Consider the following 16,070-nt stretch of genomic DNA (forward strand, 5'->3'; position numbering starts at 1 on the left):
CCGCAGGAGGCCACCGATGACCGAGCAGGACCCGGCCGCCCCGGCGGGGGAGCGGGGCGCCCCCGGACAGTTCGTGCAGTCGCTGGCGCGCGGGCTCGGCGTCATCACGGCCTTCGACGCCCGGCACCCCCGGATGACCCTCAGCGACGTGGCCCGGCGCACCGGGCTGACCCGGGCCACCGCGCGCCGGTTCCTGCTCACGCTCGAGGAGCTGGGCTACGTCCGGACCGACGGGCGGCTCTTCGAGCTCACCCCCACGGTCCTCCAGCTCGGCTACTCCTACCTGTCCTCGCAGCCGCTGCCGGCCCTGGCCGCCCCGCACCTCGAGGCGCTCTCGGCGCAGGTCGAGGAGTCCACGTCCGCCTCCGTGCTGGACGGCTCCGACATCGTCTACGTCGCCCGCGTCGCCACGCACCGGATCATGACCGTGGCGATCGCCGTGGGCACCCGGTTCCCCGCCCACGCCACGTCCATGGGCCGGGTGCTGCTCGCCGGGCTGGACCCGGAGCGGCTCGCCGAGTACTTCCGCACGGCGCGGCTCGAGCGCCTGACCCCGCGCACCCTCACCGACCGCGCGGCCCTCGAGGCCGACCTGCGGCGGGTCCGCGCCCAGGGGTGGGCCCTCGTGGACCAGGAGCTCGAGGTCGGGCTACGCTCCGTCGCCGCCCCCGTGACCGACGGCTCCGGACGCGTGGTCGCGGCCGTGAACGTCTCCATGCGGGTGGGGATGCCCGGTGCGAGCGCGGGGGACCCGGTGGACGAGGTCGTGCCGGCCCTGCTCGAGTGCGCGCGGCGGATCTCCGCGGACCTCGCCGCGACCGGACGCTGACCGGGCGGGGCCGGCCCCGTTCCCCGCCCCGCCCGGGGTCTGATAAGCTGTCGAGGAATTGAACGGTCATCCCTCGGCGCCCGCGCCCCTGGAGGCCGGAGAAATCATGGCAGAACGGACTCGGTCCTCCGGTACGCGGTGTGTACCGAAATGCCATCCTTTTCGTCTGCCCAGCCACCTTCGGCGCGGCGACCGTGGTGCCCGCCCGGCGGGCCCACAACAGGCGCCGCACCCGCTCCCGGCCGGTCGCGGGGGAGCCGAACACCCAGCGGGCCGCTGACGCGTCCCGTCCGATCAGGAGACACTGTGCCTACAATCCAGCAGCTGGTCCGCAAGGGCCGGACCCCGAAGGTCGTCAAGACCAAGGCGCCCGCACTCAAGGGCAGCCCCATGAAGCGCGGCGTGTGCACCCGCGTCTACACCACCACCCCCAAGAAGCCGAACTCCGCGCTGCGCAAGGTCGCCCGCGTGAAGCTCAACGGCGGGATCGAGGTCACGGCCTACATCCCCGGTGAGGGCCACAACCTGCAGGAGCACTCCATCGTGCTCGTCCGCGGCGGTCGCGTGAAGGACCTCCCCGGTGTCCGCTACAAGATCGTCCGCGGCGCGCTCGACACCCAGGGTGTCAAGGGCCGCCAGCAGGCCCGTTCCCGCTACGGCGCCAAGAAGGAGAAGAAGTAATGCCTCGTAAGGGTCCCGCTCCCAAGCGCCCGCTCGTCGTCGACCCGGTCTACAGCTCCCCGGTCGTCACGCAGCTGATCAACAAGGTCCTCCAGGACGGCAAGAAGTCCACCGCCGAGCGCATCGTCTACGGCGCCCTCGAGGGCGTCCGCGCCAAGTCCGGTGCCGACCCCGTCGCCACCCTCAAGAAGGCCCTGGAGAACGTCAAGCCGGCCCTCGAGGTGAAGTCCCGCCGCGTCGGCGGCGCCACCTACCAGGTGCCCGTCGAGGTCAAGCCGGGCCGCGCCCAGGCGCTGTCCCTGCGCTGGCTCGTCGGCTACTCGAAGATCCGCCGTGAGAACACCATGACCGAGCGTCTGCAGAACGAGATCCTGGACGCGTCCAACGGTCTCGGTGCCGCCGTGAAGCGCCGCGAGGACACCCACAAGATGGCGGAGTCCAACAAGGCCTTCGCCCACTACCGCTGGTAGAATCTTCCAGGCCTGTCGGCCCCACCCGGGCCGACAGGCCGCCGGCACCATCTCCGAAAGGGAAACACCGTGGCACTTGACGTGCTTACCGACCTCAAGAAGGTCCGCAACATCGGCATCATGGCGCACATCGATGCCGGTAAGACCACCACCACCGAACGCATCCTGTTCTACACCGGTATCTCCCACAAGCTCGGCGAGACCCACGATGGTGCCTCCACCATGGACTGGATGGCGCAGGAGCAGGAGCGCGGCATCACGATCACGTCCGCCGCGACGACCTGCTACTGGCACGACAACCAGATCAACATCATCGACACCCCCGGTCACGTGGACTTCACGGTCGAGGTCGAGCGCTCCCTGCGCGTGCTCGACGGCGCCGTGGCGGTCTTCGACGGCAAGGAGGGTGTCGAGCCCCAGTCGGAGACGGTCTGGCGCCAGGCCGACAAGTACGACGTCCCCCGCATCTGCTTCGTCAACAAGATGGACAAGCTGGGCGCCGACTTCTACTTCACCGTCGACACCATCATCAACCGCCTCGGTGCCAAGCCGCTGGTCATGCAGCTCCCGATCGGCGCCGAGTCCGAGTTCACCGGCGTGGTCGACCTGCTCACCATGAAGGCCTTCGTCTGGCCTGGCGACTCCAAGGGCGACGTCTCCCTCGGGGCGAAGTACGAGATCGAGGAGATCCCCGCCGACCTGCAGGAGCGGGCCGAGGAGTACCGCAACCAGCTGGTGGAGTCGGTCGCCGAGGCCGACGACGAGCTGATGGAGAAGTACCTGGGCGGCGAGGACCTCACCCTCGAGGAGCTCAAGGCCGGCATCCGGAAGCTGACCATCAACTCCCAGGCCTACCCCGTGCTGTGCGGCTCCGCGTTCAAGAACCGCGGCGTGCAGCCGATGCTCGACGCCGTCATCGACTTCCTGCCGTCCCCGCTGGACGTCCCGAACGTCGAGGGCCACGCCCTGAACAACGAGGAGGAGACCCTCACCCGTCCGGTGGACTCCACCGCGCCGTTCTCCGCCCTGGCGTTCAAGGTGGCCTCCCACCCGTTCTACGGCCAGCTCACCTACATCCGCGTGTACTCCGGCAAGGCCTCCAACGGCGACCAGGTGCTCAACTCCACCAAGGGCAAGAAGGAGCGCATCGGCAAGCTGTTCCAGATGCACTCCAACAAGGAGAACCCGGTCGACACGATCCAGGCCGGCCACATCTACGCGGCCATCGGACTCAAGGACACCACCACGGGCGACACCCTGTGCGACCTCCAGAACCCGATCGTGCTCGAGTCGATGACCTTCCCGGCCCCCGTGATCTCCGTCGCCATCGAGCCGAAGACCAAGGGCGACCAGGAGAAGCTCTCGGTCGCGATCCAGAAGCTCTCCGCCGAGGACCCCACGTTCACCGTGTCCCTCAACGAGGAGACCGGCCAGACCGAGATCGGCGGCATGGGCGAGCTCCACCTGGACATCCTGGTGGACCGCATGAAGCGCGAGTTCAAGGTCGAGGCCAACGTCGGCAAGCCGCAGGTCGCCTACCGCGAGACGATCAAGAAGGCCGTCGACAAGGTCGACTACACGCACAAGAAGCAGACCGGCGGCTCCGGCCAGTTCGCCAAGGTGCAGGTCGCCTTCGAGCCGGTCCCGCTGGACGCCGAGGAGCTCTACGAGTTCGACAACAAGGTCACCGGCGGCCGCGTCCCGCGCGAGTACATCCCCTCCGTGGACGCCGGCATCCAGGACGCGATGCGTCTCGGCATCCTGGCCGGGTACCCGGTCGTGGGCGTCAAGGCCACGCTGCTCGACGGCGCCTACCACGACGTCGACTCCTCCGAGATGGCGTTCAAGATCGCCGGCTCCATGGTGTTCAAGGAAGGTGCCCGCCGGGCCCAGCCGGTCCTGCTCGAGCCGCTCATGGCCGTGGAGGTCCGCACCCCGGAGGAGTACATGGGCGAGGTCATCGGCGACCTGAACTCCCGCCGCGGCCAGATCCAGTCCATGGAGGACGTGACCGGCGTCAAGCTGGTCAAGGCGCTCGTGCCGCTGTCCGAGATGTTCGGCTACATCGGCGACCTCCGGTCCAAGACCCAGGGCCGCGCCGTGTACTCCATGCAGTTCGACAGCTACTCGGAGGTCCCCAAGGCCGTCGCCGAGGAGATCGTCCAGAAGAACCGCGGCGAGTAGGCACCACCCCCTCGGCCTCGGCCGGGAATTTCATCAAACACGCACAGCCAAAGTAGACTTGCAGAGGTTTCAGTACTGCTGAGCGCCTCAAGCTCCCCCCGACAACACGCGGTGGGAAAGTGCTGAGCAAGTTTCGACAAATGTTCTAGGAGGAACAACCATGGCGAAGGCCAAGTTCGAGCGCACCAAGCCGCACGTCAACATCGGCACCATCGGCCACGTCGACCACGGCAAGACGACGCTCACCGCTGCCATCTCCAAGGTCCTGGCCGACAAGTACCCGGACCTCAACGAGCAGCGCGACTTCGGCGCCATCGACTCCGCTCCGGAGGAGAAGCAGCGCGGCATCACCATCAACATCGCGCACATCGAGTACCAGACGGAGAAGCGCCACTACGCGCACGTCGACGCCCCGGGCCACGCCGACTACGTCAAGAACATGATCACCGGTGCGGCGCAGATGGACGGCGCCATCCTCGTGGTCGCCGCCACGGACGGCCCCATGGCCCAGACCCGCGAGCACGTGCTGCTCGCCCGCCAGGTGGGCGTGCCCTACCTGCTGGTGGCCCTCAACAAGTCCGACATGGTCGACGACGAGGAGCTGCTGGACCTCGTCGAGATGGAGGTGCGCGAGCTCCTCTCCGACCAGGGCTTCGACGGCGACAACGCGCCCGTCGTGCGCGTCTCGGCGCTGAAGGCCCTCGAGGGCGACCCCGAGTGGGTCTCCAAGGTCGAGGAGCTCATGGAGGCCGTCGACGAGAACGTGCCCGACCCCATCCGTGAGATGGACAAGCCGTTCCTCATGCCGATCGAGGACGTCTTCACCATCACCGGTCGCGGCACCGTGGTGACCGGCCGTGCCGAGCGCGGCACGCTGCCGATCAACTCCGAGGTCGAGATCGTCGGCATCCGCCCGGTCCAGAAGACCACGGTCACCGGCATCGAGATGTTCCACAAGCAGATGGACGAGGCCATGGCGGGCGAGAACTGCGGCCTGCTGCTGCGCGGTCTCAAGCGTGACGACGTCGAGCGCGGCCAGGTCGTGTGCAAGCCGGGTTCCATCACCCCGCACACCGACTTCGAGGCCAACGTCTACATCCTCTCCAAGGAGGAGGGCGGGCGTCACAACCCGTTCTACTCGAACTACCGTCCGCAGTTCTACTTCCGGACCACCGACGTCACCGGCGTCATCACGCTGCCCGAGGGCACCGAGATGGTCATGCCCGGCGACAACACCGAGATGACGGTCGCGCTGATCCAGCCGATCGCCATGGAGGAGGGCCTCGGCTTCGCCATCCGTGAGGGTGGCCGCACCGTGGGCTCCGGCCGCGTCACCAAGATCATCAACTAGTCCCCGGACTGCCCGATCTGCGCAGAACCCCTCGTCGCTCCTGCAGCGGCGGGGGGTTCCGCGCGTCCCGGGGCGCTACGGCGGGGCCCAGCCGATGAGCTGGTGCACGCACAGGACGCTGTCCGGCTCGAGCGGGCCGGCGGGGGAGTGGCCCAGCGTCTCCTGGCAGCACTCGCGGGCGCGGTCGAGCTCCCGGACGGAACGACCGCGCCCGGTCTCGCGGTGGACGGCACGGGACCCATGTCCTGCGCGCGTCGGTGTGCGGACCGGGCCAGGACACGACCGGTCGCCCCGCTGCGGTCGCGCGGTCTCACGGTCGCCGCACGGTCGGGGCACGGGTCCGCCCGGCCCGGGCCGTGCGTTTGCGCCGGCCTGCCATCTCTGGCAGGATGGACGACGTTGTTCAAGCGCCGACGTGTGCTCCCAACGGTTCGAACCGGCAGGCCCCAGGACACCATCGGGCTCCGAAGCAGATCCGGGGGCCAGCAGCTCGCGGAAGCTGCCACGCACGGACCACAGACAGCCCGCCCCACGAACCGGACCCGGTGCGCCCTCGTGCCAGCACGAGGCGACACGCCCGAGTTCGGGGGTCGGAGCTCCAGCAGGGTGAGGAACCCGGATACCTCCGGATTCAGCCTGCGTGGAGGGGCGCCCACCAGGTGGCGCCATGCACAAGGAGCCCTCGGCTCCGTCACAGGGAAGTACGTTCAAGAAAGTGAGCCACGACGCCATGGCGGGACAGAAAATCCGCATCCGGCTGAAGTCTTATGACCACGAGGTCATCGACGTCTCGGCCCGGAAGATCGTTGAGACGGTGACGCGCGCAGGCGCCACGGTGGTCGGCCCCGTGCCGCTGCCCACGGAGAAGAACGTGTACTGCGTCATCCGTTCGCCGCACAAGTACAAGGACAGCCGTGAGCACTTCGAGATGCGCACGCACAAGCGGCTGATCGACATCATCGACCCCACGCCGAAGGCCGTCGACTCGCTCATGCGCCTCGACCTGCCGGCTGACGTGAACATCGAAATCAAGCTGTAAAGAGGATCGCATCCCAATGACTACCACTTTCGAACGCCAGGTGAAGGGCCTGCTGGGCACGAAGCTCGGCATGACCCAGGTCTGGGACGAGAACGGGAAGTTCGTGCCGGTGACCGTCGTCAAGGCGGACTCCAACGTCGTGACCCAGCTGCGCAACCAGGACCGTGACGGCTACTCCGCCGTGCAGATCGGGTTCGGTGCGATCGACCCCCGCAAGGTCACCCAGCCGCTGGCCGGCCACTTCGAGAAGGCCGGCGTGACGCCGCGCCGCCACGTCGTGGAGCTGCGCACGGCCGACGCCGACACCTACGAGCTCGGCCAGGAGCTCTCCGTCGAGCTCTTCGAGGCCGGCCAGAAGGTCGACGTGATCGGCAAGACCAAGGGCAAGGGCACGGCCGGTGTGATGAAGCGTCACGGCTTCTCCGGCGTCGGCGCCTCCCACGGTGCCCACAAGAACCACCGCAAGCCGGGATCCATCGGCGGCGCGTCCTACCCCGCTCGCGTGTTCAAGGGCATGCGCATGGCGGGCCGGATGGGCGCCGTCCGTCACACGACGCAGAACCTCACCGTTCACGCCGTGGACGCCGAGAACTCCCTGCTGCTCATCAAGGGTGCCCTGCCGGGCCCCAAGGGTTCGGTCGTCCTCGTCCGCACCGCAGTGAAGGGAGCCTGATCAGACCATGGCAACTCAGACCGTCAACGTCGAACTGCCCGCTGAGATCTTCGACGTCCAGACCAACGTGCCCCTGCTGCACCAGGTCGTCGTCGCGCAGCTGGCCGCGGCCCGCCAGGGCACGCACAAGACCAAGAACCGCGCCGAGGTCTCCGGCGCCGGCCGCAAGCCCTTCAAGCAGAAGGGCACCGGCCGCGCGCGCCAGGGCTCGATCCGCGCCCCCCACATGACCGGTGGCGGCGTGGTGCACGGCCCGACCCCGCGCGACTACAGCCAGCGCACCCCCAAGAAGATGAAGGCCGCCGCCCTGCGTGGAGCCCTCTCGGACCGGGCGCGCAACAACCGCATCCACGTCGTGGAGGCCGTCGTCGAGGGCACCGTCCCCAACACGAAGGCCGCCCGGGAGACGCTGCGGGGGCTCACCGACCGCAAGAACCTGCTGGTCGTCCTGCACCGCTCGGACGACGTGGCCGCGCTGTCGGTGCGCAACCTCGACGACGTGCACACCCTCTACGCGGACCAGCTCAACACGTACGACGTGCTGGTCTCCGACGACGTGGTCTTCACCAAGGACGCGTTCGAGTCCTTCGTGGCGGCCGCCAGCAAGAAGAAGCAGGAGGACGCCAAGTGAGCGCGACCACCATCAAGGACCCCCGGGACGTCATCATCGCGCCGGTCGTCTCCGAGAAGTCCTACGGGCTCATCGACGAGGGCCGCTACACGTTCTTCGTGGCGCCCGACTCGAACAAGACCGAGATCAAGTACGCCGTGGAGCAGATCTTCGGCGTCAAGGTCGAGTCCGTGAACACCATCAACCGTGCCGGGAAGCGGAAGCGCACGCGCTTCGGCTGGGGTCAGCGCAAGGGCACCAAGCGTGCCGTTGTGACCCTGAAGGAAGGCACCATCGACATCTTCGGCGGTCCGCTCGCCTGAGCGGAGACCACTTTAACGAGGAACTGACACATGGCTATCCGTAAGCACAAGCCGACAACCCCGGGCCGTCGCGGCTCCTCCGTTGCCGACTTCGCAGAAATCACGCGCACGACCCCCGAGAAGTCGCTGGTCCGGCCGTTGCCCAAGAAGGGCGGCCGGAACAACACCGGCCGCATCACCACCCGGCACAAGGGTGGCGGGCACAAGCGCCAGTACCGCGTCATCGACTTCCGTCGCCACGACAAGGACGGCGTCGACGCCAAGGTCGCGCACATCGAGTACGACCCCAACCGCACGGCGCGCATCGCGCTGCTGCACTTCGTGGACGGCTCCAAGCGCTACATCATCGCGCCGAACAAGCTGTCCCAGGGCGACGTCGTCGAGTCGGGCCCCGGCGCCGACATCAAGCCCGGCAACAACCTGCCGCTGCGCAACATCCCCGTCGGCACCGTGATCCACGCCGTCGAGCTCCGCCCGGGCGGCGGCGCCAAGCTCGCCCGCTCCGCCGGCGCGTCGGTGCAGCTCGTCGCCAAGGAGGGCAAGTACGGCCAGCTCCGGCTGCCCTCCGGCGAGATCCGCAACGTCGACGTGCGCTGCCGCGCGACGGTCGGCGAGGTCGGCAACGCCGAGCAGTCGAACATCAACTGGGGCAAGGCCGGCCGCAACCGCTGGAAGGGCGTCCGCCCGACCGTCCGCGGTGTGGTCATGAACCCCGTCGACCACCCGCACGGTGGTGGCGAGGGCAAGACCTCCGGTGGCCGTCACCCGGTCAACCCGAACGGCAAGCCCGAGGGCCGCACCCGCCGCCCCAACAAGGAGAGCGACAAGCTCATCGTCCGCCGTCGTCGCACCGGCAAGAACAAGCGCTAAGGAGCCTGACACATGCCACGCAGCCTGAAGAAGGGCCCTTTCGTCGATCAGCACCTTTATCTGAAGGTCGCCAAGGAGAACGACAAGGGCACCAAGAACGTCATCAAGACGTGGTCCCGCCGCTCGATGATCGTCCCCGACATGCTCGGGCACACGATCGCCGTGCACGACGGACGCAAGCACATCCCCGTGTTCATCACCGAGTCGATGGTCGGGCACAAGCTCGGCGAGTTCGCCCCCACGCGGACCTTCCGCGGCCATGTGAAGGACGACAAGAAGGGCAAGCGCCGCTGATCCTCCGGGATCCCGCAGCGTGAGCACTTCGAGAAGACGAGAGAAGGAAAGCAATGGAAGCCAAGGCATCTGCGCGCTACATCCGCGTGACGCCTATGAAGGCCCGGCGCGTCGTCAACCTGATTCGTGGCCAACAGGCGAATGAGGCTCTGGCGATTCTGAAGTTCGCCCCCCAGGGTGCTTCGGAGCCGGTGTTCAAGGTCCTCCAGTCGGCGGTCGCCAACGCGCGCCAGCTGGCCGACCGCGACGGTCTGCCGTTCAAGGAGGAGGAGCTCGTCGTGAGCGAGGCCTTCGTCGACGAGGGTCCGACCATGAAGCGGTTCCAGCCGCGGGCCCAGGGCCGCGCCTACCGCATCAACAAGCGCACGAGCCACATCACCGTGATCGTGGCGAGCCCTGACAGCGAGGAGGTCCGCTAAGTGGGACAGAAGATCAACCCGCACGGGTTCCGGCTGGGCATCACCACCGACCACGTGTCGCACTGGTACGCGGACTCCACCAAGGAGGGCCAGCGCTACAAGGACTACGTCCGTGAGGACATCAAGATCCGCAAGCTCATGTCCACGGGCATGGAGCGGGCCGGCATCTCCAAGGTCGAGATCGAGCGGACCCGGGACCGCGTGCGCGTGGACATCCACACCGCCCGCCCCGGGATCGTCATCGGCCGCCGCGGCGCCGAGGCCGACCGCATCCGCGGCGAGCTCGAGAAGCTCACCGGCAAGCAGATCCAGCTGAACATCCTCGAGGTCAAGAACCCCGAGGTGGACGCCCAGCTGGTCGCCCAGGGCGTCGCCGAGCAGCTCGCCTCCCGCGTGGCCTTCCGCCGCGCCATGAAGAAGGCCATCCAGTCGGCGCAGCGCGCCGGCGCGAAGGGCATCCGCATCCAGTGCGCCGGCCGCCTCGGCGGCGCCGAGATGAGCCGCTCGGAGTTCTACCGCGAAGGCCGTGTGCCCCTACACACCCTGCGCGCGAACATCGACTACGGGTTCTTCGAGGCCAAGACCACCTTCGGCCGCATCGGCGTGAAGGTCTGGATCTACAAGGGCGACCTCACCGCGAAGGAACTGGCCGCCCAGCAGGCCGCCGCTCCCTCGCGCGGCCGCGGCGGCGACCGCGATCGTCGTGGCGGCCCGGGTGAGCGCCGCGGCGGCGGCGGCGGCGACCGTCGTCGTCCCGACCGTAACGACCGTGGCGGACGCCGTGAGCGCAACGACTCCGCCGCCTCCCCGGCTCCGGCCGCGGGAGCGACCAACGCAGAGGGTGGTAAGTAAATGCTCATCCCACGTCGTGTGAAGTACCGCAAGCAGCACCACCCGAAGCGGTCGGGCGCTGCCAAGGGCGGCACCACTGTCGCCTTCGGCGAGTGGGGCATCCAGGCGCTCACGCCGGCCTACGTGACGAACCGTCAGATCGAGGCCGCCCGTATCGCCATGACCCGCCACATCAAGCGTGGCGGCAAGGTCTGGATCAACATCTACCCGGACCGCCCCCTGACCAAGAAGCCCGCCGAGACCCGCATGGGTTCCGGTAAGGGCTCCCCCGAATGGTGGGTCGCCAACGTCAAGCCCGGGCGCGTGATGTTCGAGCTCTCCGGTGTCTCCGAAGAGGTCGCCCGCGAGGCCCTGCGCCTGGCGATCCACAAGCTCCCGATGAAGGCACGCATCGTGCGTCGCGAAGGTGGTGAATGAGAATGGCTGTTGGATCCAAGGATCTGAGCATCGAGAACCTCGCGGCCCTCGACAAGGACTCTCTGGGTGAGGCGCTGCGCAAGGCCAAGGAGGAGCTGTTCAACCTCCGCTTCCAGTCCGCAACCGGTCAGCTCGAGAACAACGGCCGCCTCAAGGCCGTCAAGCGCGACATCGCGCGCATCTACACGGTGCTGCGCGAGCGCGAGCTCGGCATCCGGCCCCAGGCGGGCGCCGCCGAGAACACCGCCGAGAACACCTCCGAGGAGGACGCCAAGTGACCGAGCAGATCAACAACGGGGCCGAGCAGGCCGCCGAGCGCGGTGACCGCAAGAGCCGTCGCGGCTACGTGGTCTCCGACAAGATGGACAAGACCGTCGTCGTCCAGCTGCAGGACAACGTCAAGCACTCGCTGTACGGCAAGGTCATGCGCCGGTCCTCGAAGGTCAAGGCCCACGACGAGCAGAACACCGCCGGCGTCGGCGACCTGGTCCTGATCTCCGAGACCCGCCCGCTGTCCGCCACCAAGCGGTGGCGGATCGTGGAGATCCTCGAGAAGGCCAAGTGATCCCGGCTCGCTAGAGCCGGCCACGGCCGCGCACGGCCCGTCCCTTCCCCGAAGGGACGGGCCGTCGTCCGTTCCCGGCCCCGCACGGGCGCCCCCCGCCTGTGCTAGGCTGGTGAGCTTGTATGGGCCGATATGTCTGCCCGTGCAAACCCACAGCTCTTCGTGCCAGCGCATAATGACCGCGTGCAGGGCGCCCCCGTGCCACCTGGTGGCGGGTTCAGATGCTCCTGGCATGGAGGGCTGGGCCCGGTCCGGCGTGCGCGCCGGGGGAGGGCACATCATCCGACAAGCTGTTCCGCAAGGCCCGCACCGTGCTCTCGATCGGTGTTGGAACCGGCGTGACGACAGGAGTAATCAGTGATTCAGCAGGAGTCGCGACTGAAGGTCGCCGACAACACGGGTGCGAAGGAGATCCTCACCATCCGTGTTCTCGGTGGATCCGGACGTCGCTACGCAGGCATCGGCGACATCATCGTCGCCACCGTCAAGGACGCGATCCCCGGCGGCAACGTGAAGAAGGGCGACGTGGTCAAGGCCGTCATCGTCCGCACCAAGAAGGAGCGCCGTCGTCCGGACGGCTCCTACATCAAGTTCGACGAGAACGCCGCAGTGATCCTGAAGAACGACGGTGACCCCCGTGGTACCCGCATCTTCGGCCCCGTGGGCCGTGAGCTGCGCGACAAGAAGTTCATGAAGATCATCTCGCTGGCCCCGGAGGTGCTCTGACCATGGCGAAGTTCAAGATCAAGACCGGCGACCTGGTGCAGGTCATCTCCGGCAGCAGGGACAACAAGGGCAAGCAGGGCAAGGTCCTGCGCGTGATCCCCGAGACCTCCCGCGTGGTCGTGGAGGGCGTCAACGTGATGACCCGCCACCGCAAGGCCTCCATGCAGGGCGAAGCCGGCGGCATCGACAAGGTCGAGGCCCCGATCCACGTGTCCAACGTGGCGCTCGTGGACCCGGAGACCAACAAGCCGACCCGCGTCGGCCACCGCACCGAGACCGTGGAGCGCGACGGACGCCAGAAGACCGTCCGCGTCCGCGTCTCCAAGAGCACCGGCAAGGACCTGTGATGACCGAAACCACCGAGATCAGCGTGTCCCCGCGCTTCAAGGACAAGTACCAGGAGACCGTCGTGCCGGCGCTGCAGGAGCAGTTCGGCTACGGCAACGTCATGGAGATCCCGCGCGTCGTCAAGGTCGTCGTGAACATGGGCGTCGGCGACGCCGCGAAGGACTCCAAGCTCATCGACGGCGCCGTCCGCGACCTCACCGCCATCACGGGCCAGAAGCCGCTCGTGACCCGGGCGAAGAAGTCCATCGCGCAGTTCAAGCTCCGCGAGGGCATGCCGATCGGCGCGCACACCACGCTGCGCGGCGACCGCATGTGGGAGTTCCTCGACCGCCTGGTGACCCTGGCCCTGCCGCGCATCCGCGACTTCCGCGGTCTGTCCGACCGCCAGTTCGACGGCAACGGCAACTACACCTTCGGCCTCACCGAGCAGTCCATGTTCCACGAGATCGACCAGGACCGCATCGACCGGGTCCGCGGCATGGACATCACGGTGGTCACCACCGCGAAGACCGACGACGAGGGCCGCGCGCTGCTGAAGGCGCTCGGTTTCCCCTTCAAGACCAACTAATCTCGCTACGTTCCAGGTCTGCTCGTGCGCCGCAGGGCGCCGGCGGAAACCGGGACGAGGAAGGGCACGTGCCCCCAAATGACAATGACAGATCCTGTCGCGGACATGCTGACGCGTCTGCGCAACGCCAACTCCGCCTACCACGACTCCGTGAGCATGCCGTACTCGAAGCTCAAGGCTCGCGTGGCGGACATCCTCAAGGCTGAGGGCTACATCGCGGACTACACCGAGGAGGCGGCCGAGGTCGGCAAGACCCTCACGCTGTCCCTGAAGTTCGGCCCCAACCGGGAGCGCTCCATCGCGGGCGTCCGGCGCATCTCCAAGCCGGGCCTGCGGGTCTACGCCAAGTCCACCAACCTCCCCAAGGTCCTGGGCGGCCTGGGCATCGCCATCCTGTCCACCTCCTCCGGGCTGCTGACCGACAAGCAGGCCGCGAAGAAGGGCGTGGGCGGCGAAGTCCTCGCGTACGTCTGGTAACCCGGAACAGAAAGGAAGAGAACATGTCACGTATCGGACGTCTCCCCATCTCTGTGCCGGCCGGTGTGGAGATCAAGATCGACGGCAACGTCGTCTCCGTCAAGGGCGCCAAGGGCGAGCTGCAGCACACCGTTGCCAGCCCGATCTCGGTCGCGCTCGAGGACAGCACCCTCACCGTCACCCGACCCGACGACGAGCGCGAGTCCCGCTCGCTGCACGGTCTCACCCGCACCCTGATCGCCAACATGATCCAGGGCGTCACCCAGGGCTATTCCAAGGGCATCGAGATCGTGGGCACCGGTTACCGCGTGCAGGCCAGGGGCCAGGACCTCGAGTTCGCCCTCGGCTACAGCCACCCGATCACCTTCAAGGCCCCGGAGGGCATCTCGTTCGCCGTCGAGGGCGTCAACAAGCTCTCGGTCAACGGCATCGACAAGCAGCAGGTCGGCGAGGTCGCCGCCAAGATCCGCAAGCTCCGCGCCCCCGAGCCCTACAAGGGCAAGGGCGTGCGGTACGCCGGCGAGCAGATCCGCCGCAAGGCCGGAAAGGCTGGTAAGTAATCATGGCTCTGAAGATCAAGGGCAAGTCCAAGGCCGCCGCGCGCAGCCGCCGTCACGCCCGGGTGCGCAAGCACCTGGCCGGCACGGCGGCGCGCCCGCGCCTGGTCGTCAACCGCTCGGCCCGTCACGTGTTCGTCCAGGTCGTCGACGACACCCAGGGTGTCACCGTCGCCTCGGCGTCCACCATGGAGGCCGACCTGCGCGGCGCCGACGCGGACAAGACCGCGAAGGCCAAGCGCGTCGGTGAGCTCGTGGCCGAGCGCGCCAGGGCAGCCGGTGTCGAGTCCGTCGTGTTCGACCGCGGCGGCAACAAGTACCACGGTCGCGTGGCGGCTGTCGCCGACGGCGCCCGCGAAGGAGGTCTGGCACTGTGAGCGAGCAGAACAACGAGAAGGAAACCCAGGTGACCGAAGCCAGCACTGCCTCCACGGAGGCGACCGGGGCCCAGCAGACCACCGAGTCCAACCGCTCCCAGGACCCCCGCGGCGACCGCGGCGGCCGTGGCGAGCGCGGCGGCCGTGGCGAGCGCGGCGGCCGCGGTGAGCGCGGCGGCCGCGGTGGCCGCGGTGGCCGCGAGGAGGAGAAGGACAAGTTCCTCGAGCGCGTCGTGACCATCAACCGCGTCTCCAAGGTCGTCAAGGGCGGTCGTCGCTTCAGCTTCACCGCCCTCGTCGTCGTCGGCGACGGCAACGGCATGGTCGGGGTCGGCTACGGCAAGGCCAAGGAGGTCCCGGCGGCGATCTCGAAGGGCGTCGAGGAGGCGAAGAAGAATTTCTTCCGCGTCCCGCGCATCGAGGACCGCACGATCCCGCACCGCGTGCAGGGCGAGGCCGCCGCAGGCGTCGTCATGCTGCGCCCGGCGACCCCCGGTACCGGTGTGATCGCCGGTGGCCCGGTCCGCGCCGTGCTCGAGTGCGCCGGCATCCACGACGTGCTGTCGAAGTCCCTCGGCTCGTCGAACCAGATCAACATCGTGCACGCAACCATCGAGGCGCTCCGCCAGCTCGAGGAGCCGGCGGCCGTCGCGGCCCGTCGTGGGCTGCCGATCGACGAGGTCGTCCCCGGTCCGTTGCTGCGCTCGATCCAGAAGGCAGGTGCCTGATGTCCGGCAAGCGTATCCAGCCCGACGGCGCGGAGCTGCGCATCACGCAGGTCCGCTCGGTGGTCGGCCAGAAGCAGAACATGCGCAACACCCTGCGGTCCCTCGGCCTCAAGCGGCCGGGCAACGTCGTGGTCCGCAAGGCCGACGGCGTGACCGCGGGCATGGTCAACACCGTCGCCCACCTGGTCAAGGTCGAGGAGGCCAAGTAACCATGGCAGAGAACACTGCTGAGAACACCGCTCAGAGCAACGAGAAGGTGCACGCCCTCAAGGTGCACCACCTGCGTCCGGCCCCGGGCGCGAAGACCGCCAAGACCCGCGTGGGTCGCGGTGAGGGCTCCAAGGGCAAGACCGCCGGCCGCGGCACCAAGGGCACCAGCGCCCGGTACCAGGTCAAGGCGGGCTTCGCGGGCGGGCAGCTGCCGCTGCACATGCGCCTGCCCAAGCTGCGCGGGTTCAAGAACCCGTTCCGCGTGGAGTACCAGGTCGTCAACCTGGACAAGCTCACCGAGCTCTTCCCGGAGGGCGGCGAAGTGACCGTGGAGTCGCTCGTGGCCCGCGGCGCGGTGCGCAAGAACCAGCCCGTCAAGGTGCTGGGCTCCGGCGAGATCGCGGTCGCGGTGGACGTGAGGGCGCACGCCTTCTCGGGCTCCGCGGCGGAGAAGATCGCCGCCGCCGGCGGCAGCACCACCGCGCTGTGAGCGCGGGCCGCG

General features: G+C 68.2%; 25 protein-coding genes. All 25 read left to right on the top strand.

Features of this window, described 5'->3' with window-relative positions:
- Positions 1-16 precede the first annotated feature (16 nt).
- The 25 genes from ABD220_RS02025 to rplO all read left to right on the top strand — a co-directional run bounded on the left by ABD220_RS02025 (position 17) and on the right by rplO (position 16,058).
- Positions 17-829, top strand: coding sequence for an IclR family transcriptional regulator domain-containing protein (locus ABD220_RS02025; protein ID WP_344119375.1), 813 nt, complete (start codon positions 17-19; stop codon positions 827-829).
- A gap of 306 nt (positions 830-1,135) precedes the next feature.
- Positions 1,136-1,510, top strand: coding sequence for a 30S ribosomal protein S12 (gene rpsL, locus ABD220_RS02030; protein WP_062734959.1), 375 nt, complete (start codon positions 1,136-1,138; stop codon positions 1,508-1,510).
- The gene (rpsG, locus tag ABD220_RS02035; RefSeq protein ID WP_017833292.1) at positions 1,510-1,980 is read left to right on the top strand and encodes a 30S ribosomal protein S7; all 471 of its coding nucleotides are present in this window, start codon (positions 1,510-1,512) and stop codon (positions 1,978-1,980) included. The genes rpsL and rpsG overlap by 1 nt, the downstream gene beginning before the upstream one ends.
- A gap of 69 nt (positions 1,981-2,049) precedes the next feature.
- Complete coding sequence (gene fusA / locus ABD220_RS02040) at positions 2,050-4,164, top strand: elongation factor G (RefSeq protein WP_344119378.1); 2,115 nt, start codon at positions 2,050-2,052, stop codon at positions 4,162-4,164.
- A 160-nt stretch (positions 4,165-4,324) separates the two neighbouring features.
- Positions 4,325-5,515 carry an elongation factor Tu gene (tuf, locus tag ABD220_RS02045; RefSeq protein WP_344119380.1) on the top strand — a complete coding sequence of 397 codons (1,191 nt, stop codon included), beginning with the start codon at positions 4,325-4,327 and terminating at the stop codon, positions 5,513-5,515.
- A gap of 730 nt (positions 5,516-6,245) precedes the next feature.
- Positions 6,246-6,554, top strand: coding sequence for a 30S ribosomal protein S10 (rpsJ, locus tag ABD220_RS02050; protein WP_003803825.1), 309 nt, complete (start codon positions 6,246-6,248; stop codon positions 6,552-6,554).
- A gap of 16 nt (positions 6,555-6,570) precedes the next feature.
- Positions 6,571-7,227 (top strand): 50S ribosomal protein L3, encoded by a 657-nt coding sequence (gene rplC, locus ABD220_RS02055; RefSeq protein ID WP_017833296.1) that lies wholly within the window; start codon positions 6,571-6,573, stop codon positions 7,225-7,227.
- A gap of 7 nt (positions 7,228-7,234) precedes the next feature.
- Positions 7,235-7,858 carry a 50S ribosomal protein L4 gene (gene rplD, locus ABD220_RS02060; protein WP_344119382.1) on the top strand — a complete coding sequence of 208 codons (624 nt, stop codon included), beginning with the start codon at positions 7,235-7,237 and terminating at the stop codon, positions 7,856-7,858.
- Positions 7,855-8,160, top strand: a complete 306-nt coding sequence (rplW, locus tag ABD220_RS02065) for a 50S ribosomal protein L23 (protein WP_188535339.1) — start codon at positions 7,855-7,857, stop codon at positions 8,158-8,160. Before rplD ends, rplW begins: the two co-directional genes overlap by 4 nt.
- Positions 8,161-8,190: 30 nt before the next feature.
- Positions 8,191-9,030, top strand: a complete 840-nt coding sequence (rplB, locus tag ABD220_RS02070; protein WP_017833299.1) for a 50S ribosomal protein L2 — start codon at positions 8,191-8,193, stop codon at positions 9,028-9,030.
- A gap of 12 nt (positions 9,031-9,042) precedes the next feature.
- Positions 9,043-9,324, top strand: a complete 282-nt coding sequence (rpsS, locus tag ABD220_RS02075; RefSeq protein ID WP_058859361.1) for a 30S ribosomal protein S19 — start codon at positions 9,043-9,045, stop codon at positions 9,322-9,324.
- Positions 9,325-9,377: 53 nt separating this feature from the next.
- The gene (gene rplV, locus ABD220_RS02080; RefSeq protein WP_017833301.1) at positions 9,378-9,743 is read left to right on the top strand and encodes a 50S ribosomal protein L22; all 366 of its coding nucleotides are present in this window, start codon (positions 9,378-9,380) and stop codon (positions 9,741-9,743) included.
- Complete coding sequence (gene rpsC / locus ABD220_RS02085) at positions 9,744-10,595, top strand: 30S ribosomal protein S3 (protein WP_017833302.1); 852 nt, start codon at positions 9,744-9,746, stop codon at positions 10,593-10,595. It abuts the gene before it with no gap.
- Positions 10,596-11,012 carry a 50S ribosomal protein L16 gene (rplP, locus tag ABD220_RS02090; RefSeq protein ID WP_058859358.1) on the top strand — a complete coding sequence of 139 codons (417 nt, stop codon included), beginning with the start codon at positions 10,596-10,598 and terminating at the stop codon, positions 11,010-11,012. It abuts the gene before it with no gap.
- Positions 11,013-11,014: 2 nt separating this feature from the next.
- Positions 11,015-11,290, top strand: coding sequence for a 50S ribosomal protein L29 (rpmC, locus tag ABD220_RS02095; RefSeq protein WP_344119386.1), 276 nt, complete (start codon positions 11,015-11,017; stop codon positions 11,288-11,290).
- Positions 11,287-11,577, top strand: a complete 291-nt coding sequence (gene rpsQ, locus ABD220_RS02100; protein WP_058872533.1) for a 30S ribosomal protein S17 — start codon at positions 11,287-11,289, stop codon at positions 11,575-11,577. Before rpmC ends, rpsQ begins: the two co-directional genes overlap by 4 nt.
- Before the next feature lie 357 nt (positions 11,578-11,934).
- Positions 11,935-12,303 (top strand): 50S ribosomal protein L14, encoded by a 369-nt coding sequence (gene rplN / locus ABD220_RS02105; RefSeq protein ID WP_017833306.1) that lies wholly within the window; start codon positions 11,935-11,937, stop codon positions 12,301-12,303.
- A 2-nt stretch (positions 12,304-12,305) separates the two neighbouring features.
- Positions 12,306-12,650, top strand: a complete 345-nt coding sequence (gene rplX, locus ABD220_RS02110) for a 50S ribosomal protein L24 (RefSeq protein ID WP_344119391.1) — start codon at positions 12,306-12,308, stop codon at positions 12,648-12,650.
- Positions 12,650-13,219: a 50S ribosomal protein L5 gene (gene rplE, locus ABD220_RS02115; protein ID WP_017833308.1), complete on the top strand. Its 570-nt coding sequence runs from the start codon at positions 12,650-12,652 to the stop codon at positions 13,217-13,219. The genes rplX and rplE overlap by 1 nt, the downstream gene beginning before the upstream one ends.
- Before the next feature lie 78 nt (positions 13,220-13,297).
- Positions 13,298-13,696 (top strand): 30S ribosomal protein S8, encoded by a 399-nt coding sequence (rpsH, locus tag ABD220_RS02120; protein ID WP_344119393.1) that lies wholly within the window; start codon positions 13,298-13,300, stop codon positions 13,694-13,696.
- A gap of 23 nt (positions 13,697-13,719) precedes the next feature.
- Positions 13,720-14,256: a 50S ribosomal protein L6 gene (gene rplF / locus ABD220_RS02125; RefSeq protein WP_344119395.1), complete on the top strand. Its 537-nt coding sequence runs from the start codon at positions 13,720-13,722 to the stop codon at positions 14,254-14,256.
- A gap of 2 nt (positions 14,257-14,258) precedes the next feature.
- The gene (gene rplR, locus ABD220_RS02130; RefSeq protein ID WP_344119397.1) at positions 14,259-14,630 is read left to right on the top strand and encodes a 50S ribosomal protein L18; all 372 of its coding nucleotides are present in this window, start codon (positions 14,259-14,261) and stop codon (positions 14,628-14,630) included.
- Entirely contained in the window at positions 14,627-15,358 is a 732-nt protein-coding gene (gene rpsE / locus ABD220_RS02135) for a 30S ribosomal protein S5 (RefSeq protein WP_344119399.1), read from the top strand. The genes rplR and rpsE overlap by 4 nt, the downstream gene beginning before the upstream one ends.
- On the top strand, positions 15,358-15,567 hold the full coding sequence (gene rpmD / locus ABD220_RS02140) for a 50S ribosomal protein L30 (RefSeq protein WP_344119400.1): 210 nt from the start codon (positions 15,358-15,360) through the stop codon (positions 15,565-15,567). The genes rpsE and rpmD overlap by 1 nt, the downstream gene beginning before the upstream one ends.
- A gap of 2 nt (positions 15,568-15,569) precedes the next feature.
- Complete coding sequence (gene rplO / locus ABD220_RS02145; protein WP_344119402.1) at positions 15,570-16,058, top strand: 50S ribosomal protein L15; 489 nt, start codon at positions 15,570-15,572, stop codon at positions 16,056-16,058.
- Positions 16,059-16,070 lie beyond the last annotated feature (12 nt).

The organism is Kocuria aegyptia (assembly GCF_039530085.1).
GTDB classification, from domain to species: Bacteria; Actinomycetota; Actinomycetes; order Actinomycetales; family Micrococcaceae; genus Kocuria; species Kocuria aegyptia.

Bases quoted from the DNA above. Each gene is read 5' to 3' on its own strand.
- rplD (WP_344119382.1), top strand. From the start codon at position 7,235: ATGGCAACTCAGACCGTCAACGTCGAACTGCCCGCTGAGATCTTCGAC.
- rplO (WP_344119402.1), top strand. From the start codon at position 15,570: ATGGCAGAGAACACTGCTGAGAACACCGCTCAGAGCAACGAGAAGGTG.
- rplX (WP_344119391.1), top strand. From the start codon at position 12,306: ATGGCGAAGTTCAAGATCAAGACCGGCGACCTGGTGCAGGTCATCTCC.
- rpsJ (WP_003803825.1), top strand. From the start codon at position 6,246: ATGGCGGGACAGAAAATCCGCATCCGGCTGAAGTCTTATGACCACGAG.
- rpsG (WP_017833292.1), top strand. From the start codon at position 1,510: ATGCCTCGTAAGGGTCCCGCTCCCAAGCGCCCGCTCGTCGTCGACCCG.
- rplE (WP_017833308.1), top strand. From the start codon at position 12,650: ATGACCGAAACCACCGAGATCAGCGTGTCCCCGCGCTTCAAGGACAAG.
- rplF (WP_344119395.1), top strand. From the start codon at position 13,720: ATGTCACGTATCGGACGTCTCCCCATCTCTGTGCCGGCCGGTGTGGAG.
- rplB (WP_017833299.1), top strand. From the start codon at position 8,191: ATGGCTATCCGTAAGCACAAGCCGACAACCCCGGGCCGTCGCGGCTCC.
- rpsH (WP_344119393.1), top strand. From the start codon at position 13,298: ATGACAATGACAGATCCTGTCGCGGACATGCTGACGCGTCTGCGCAAC.
- rplR (WP_344119397.1), top strand. From the start codon at position 14,259: ATGGCTCTGAAGATCAAGGGCAAGTCCAAGGCCGCCGCGCGCAGCCGC.
- rpmC (WP_344119386.1), top strand. From the start codon at position 11,015: ATGGCTGTTGGATCCAAGGATCTGAGCATCGAGAACCTCGCGGCCCTC.
- rplV (WP_017833301.1), top strand. From the start codon at position 9,378: ATGGAAGCCAAGGCATCTGCGCGCTACATCCGCGTGACGCCTATGAAG.
- rplP (WP_058859358.1), top strand. From the start codon at position 10,596: ATGCTCATCCCACGTCGTGTGAAGTACCGCAAGCAGCACCACCCGAAG.
- rpmD (WP_344119400.1), top strand. From the start codon at position 15,358: ATGTCCGGCAAGCGTATCCAGCCCGACGGCGCGGAGCTGCGCATCACG.
- tuf (WP_344119380.1), top strand. From the start codon at position 4,325: ATGGCGAAGGCCAAGTTCGAGCGCACCAAGCCGCACGTCAACATCGGC.
- rpsS (WP_058859361.1), top strand. From the start codon at position 9,043: ATGCCACGCAGCCTGAAGAAGGGCCCTTTCGTCGATCAGCACCTTTAT.
- rplC (WP_017833296.1), top strand. From the start codon at position 6,571: ATGACTACCACTTTCGAACGCCAGGTGAAGGGCCTGCTGGGCACGAAG.
- ABD220_RS02025 (WP_344119375.1), top strand. From the start codon at position 17: ATGACCGAGCAGGACCCGGCCGCCCCGGCGGGGGAGCGGGGCGCCCCC.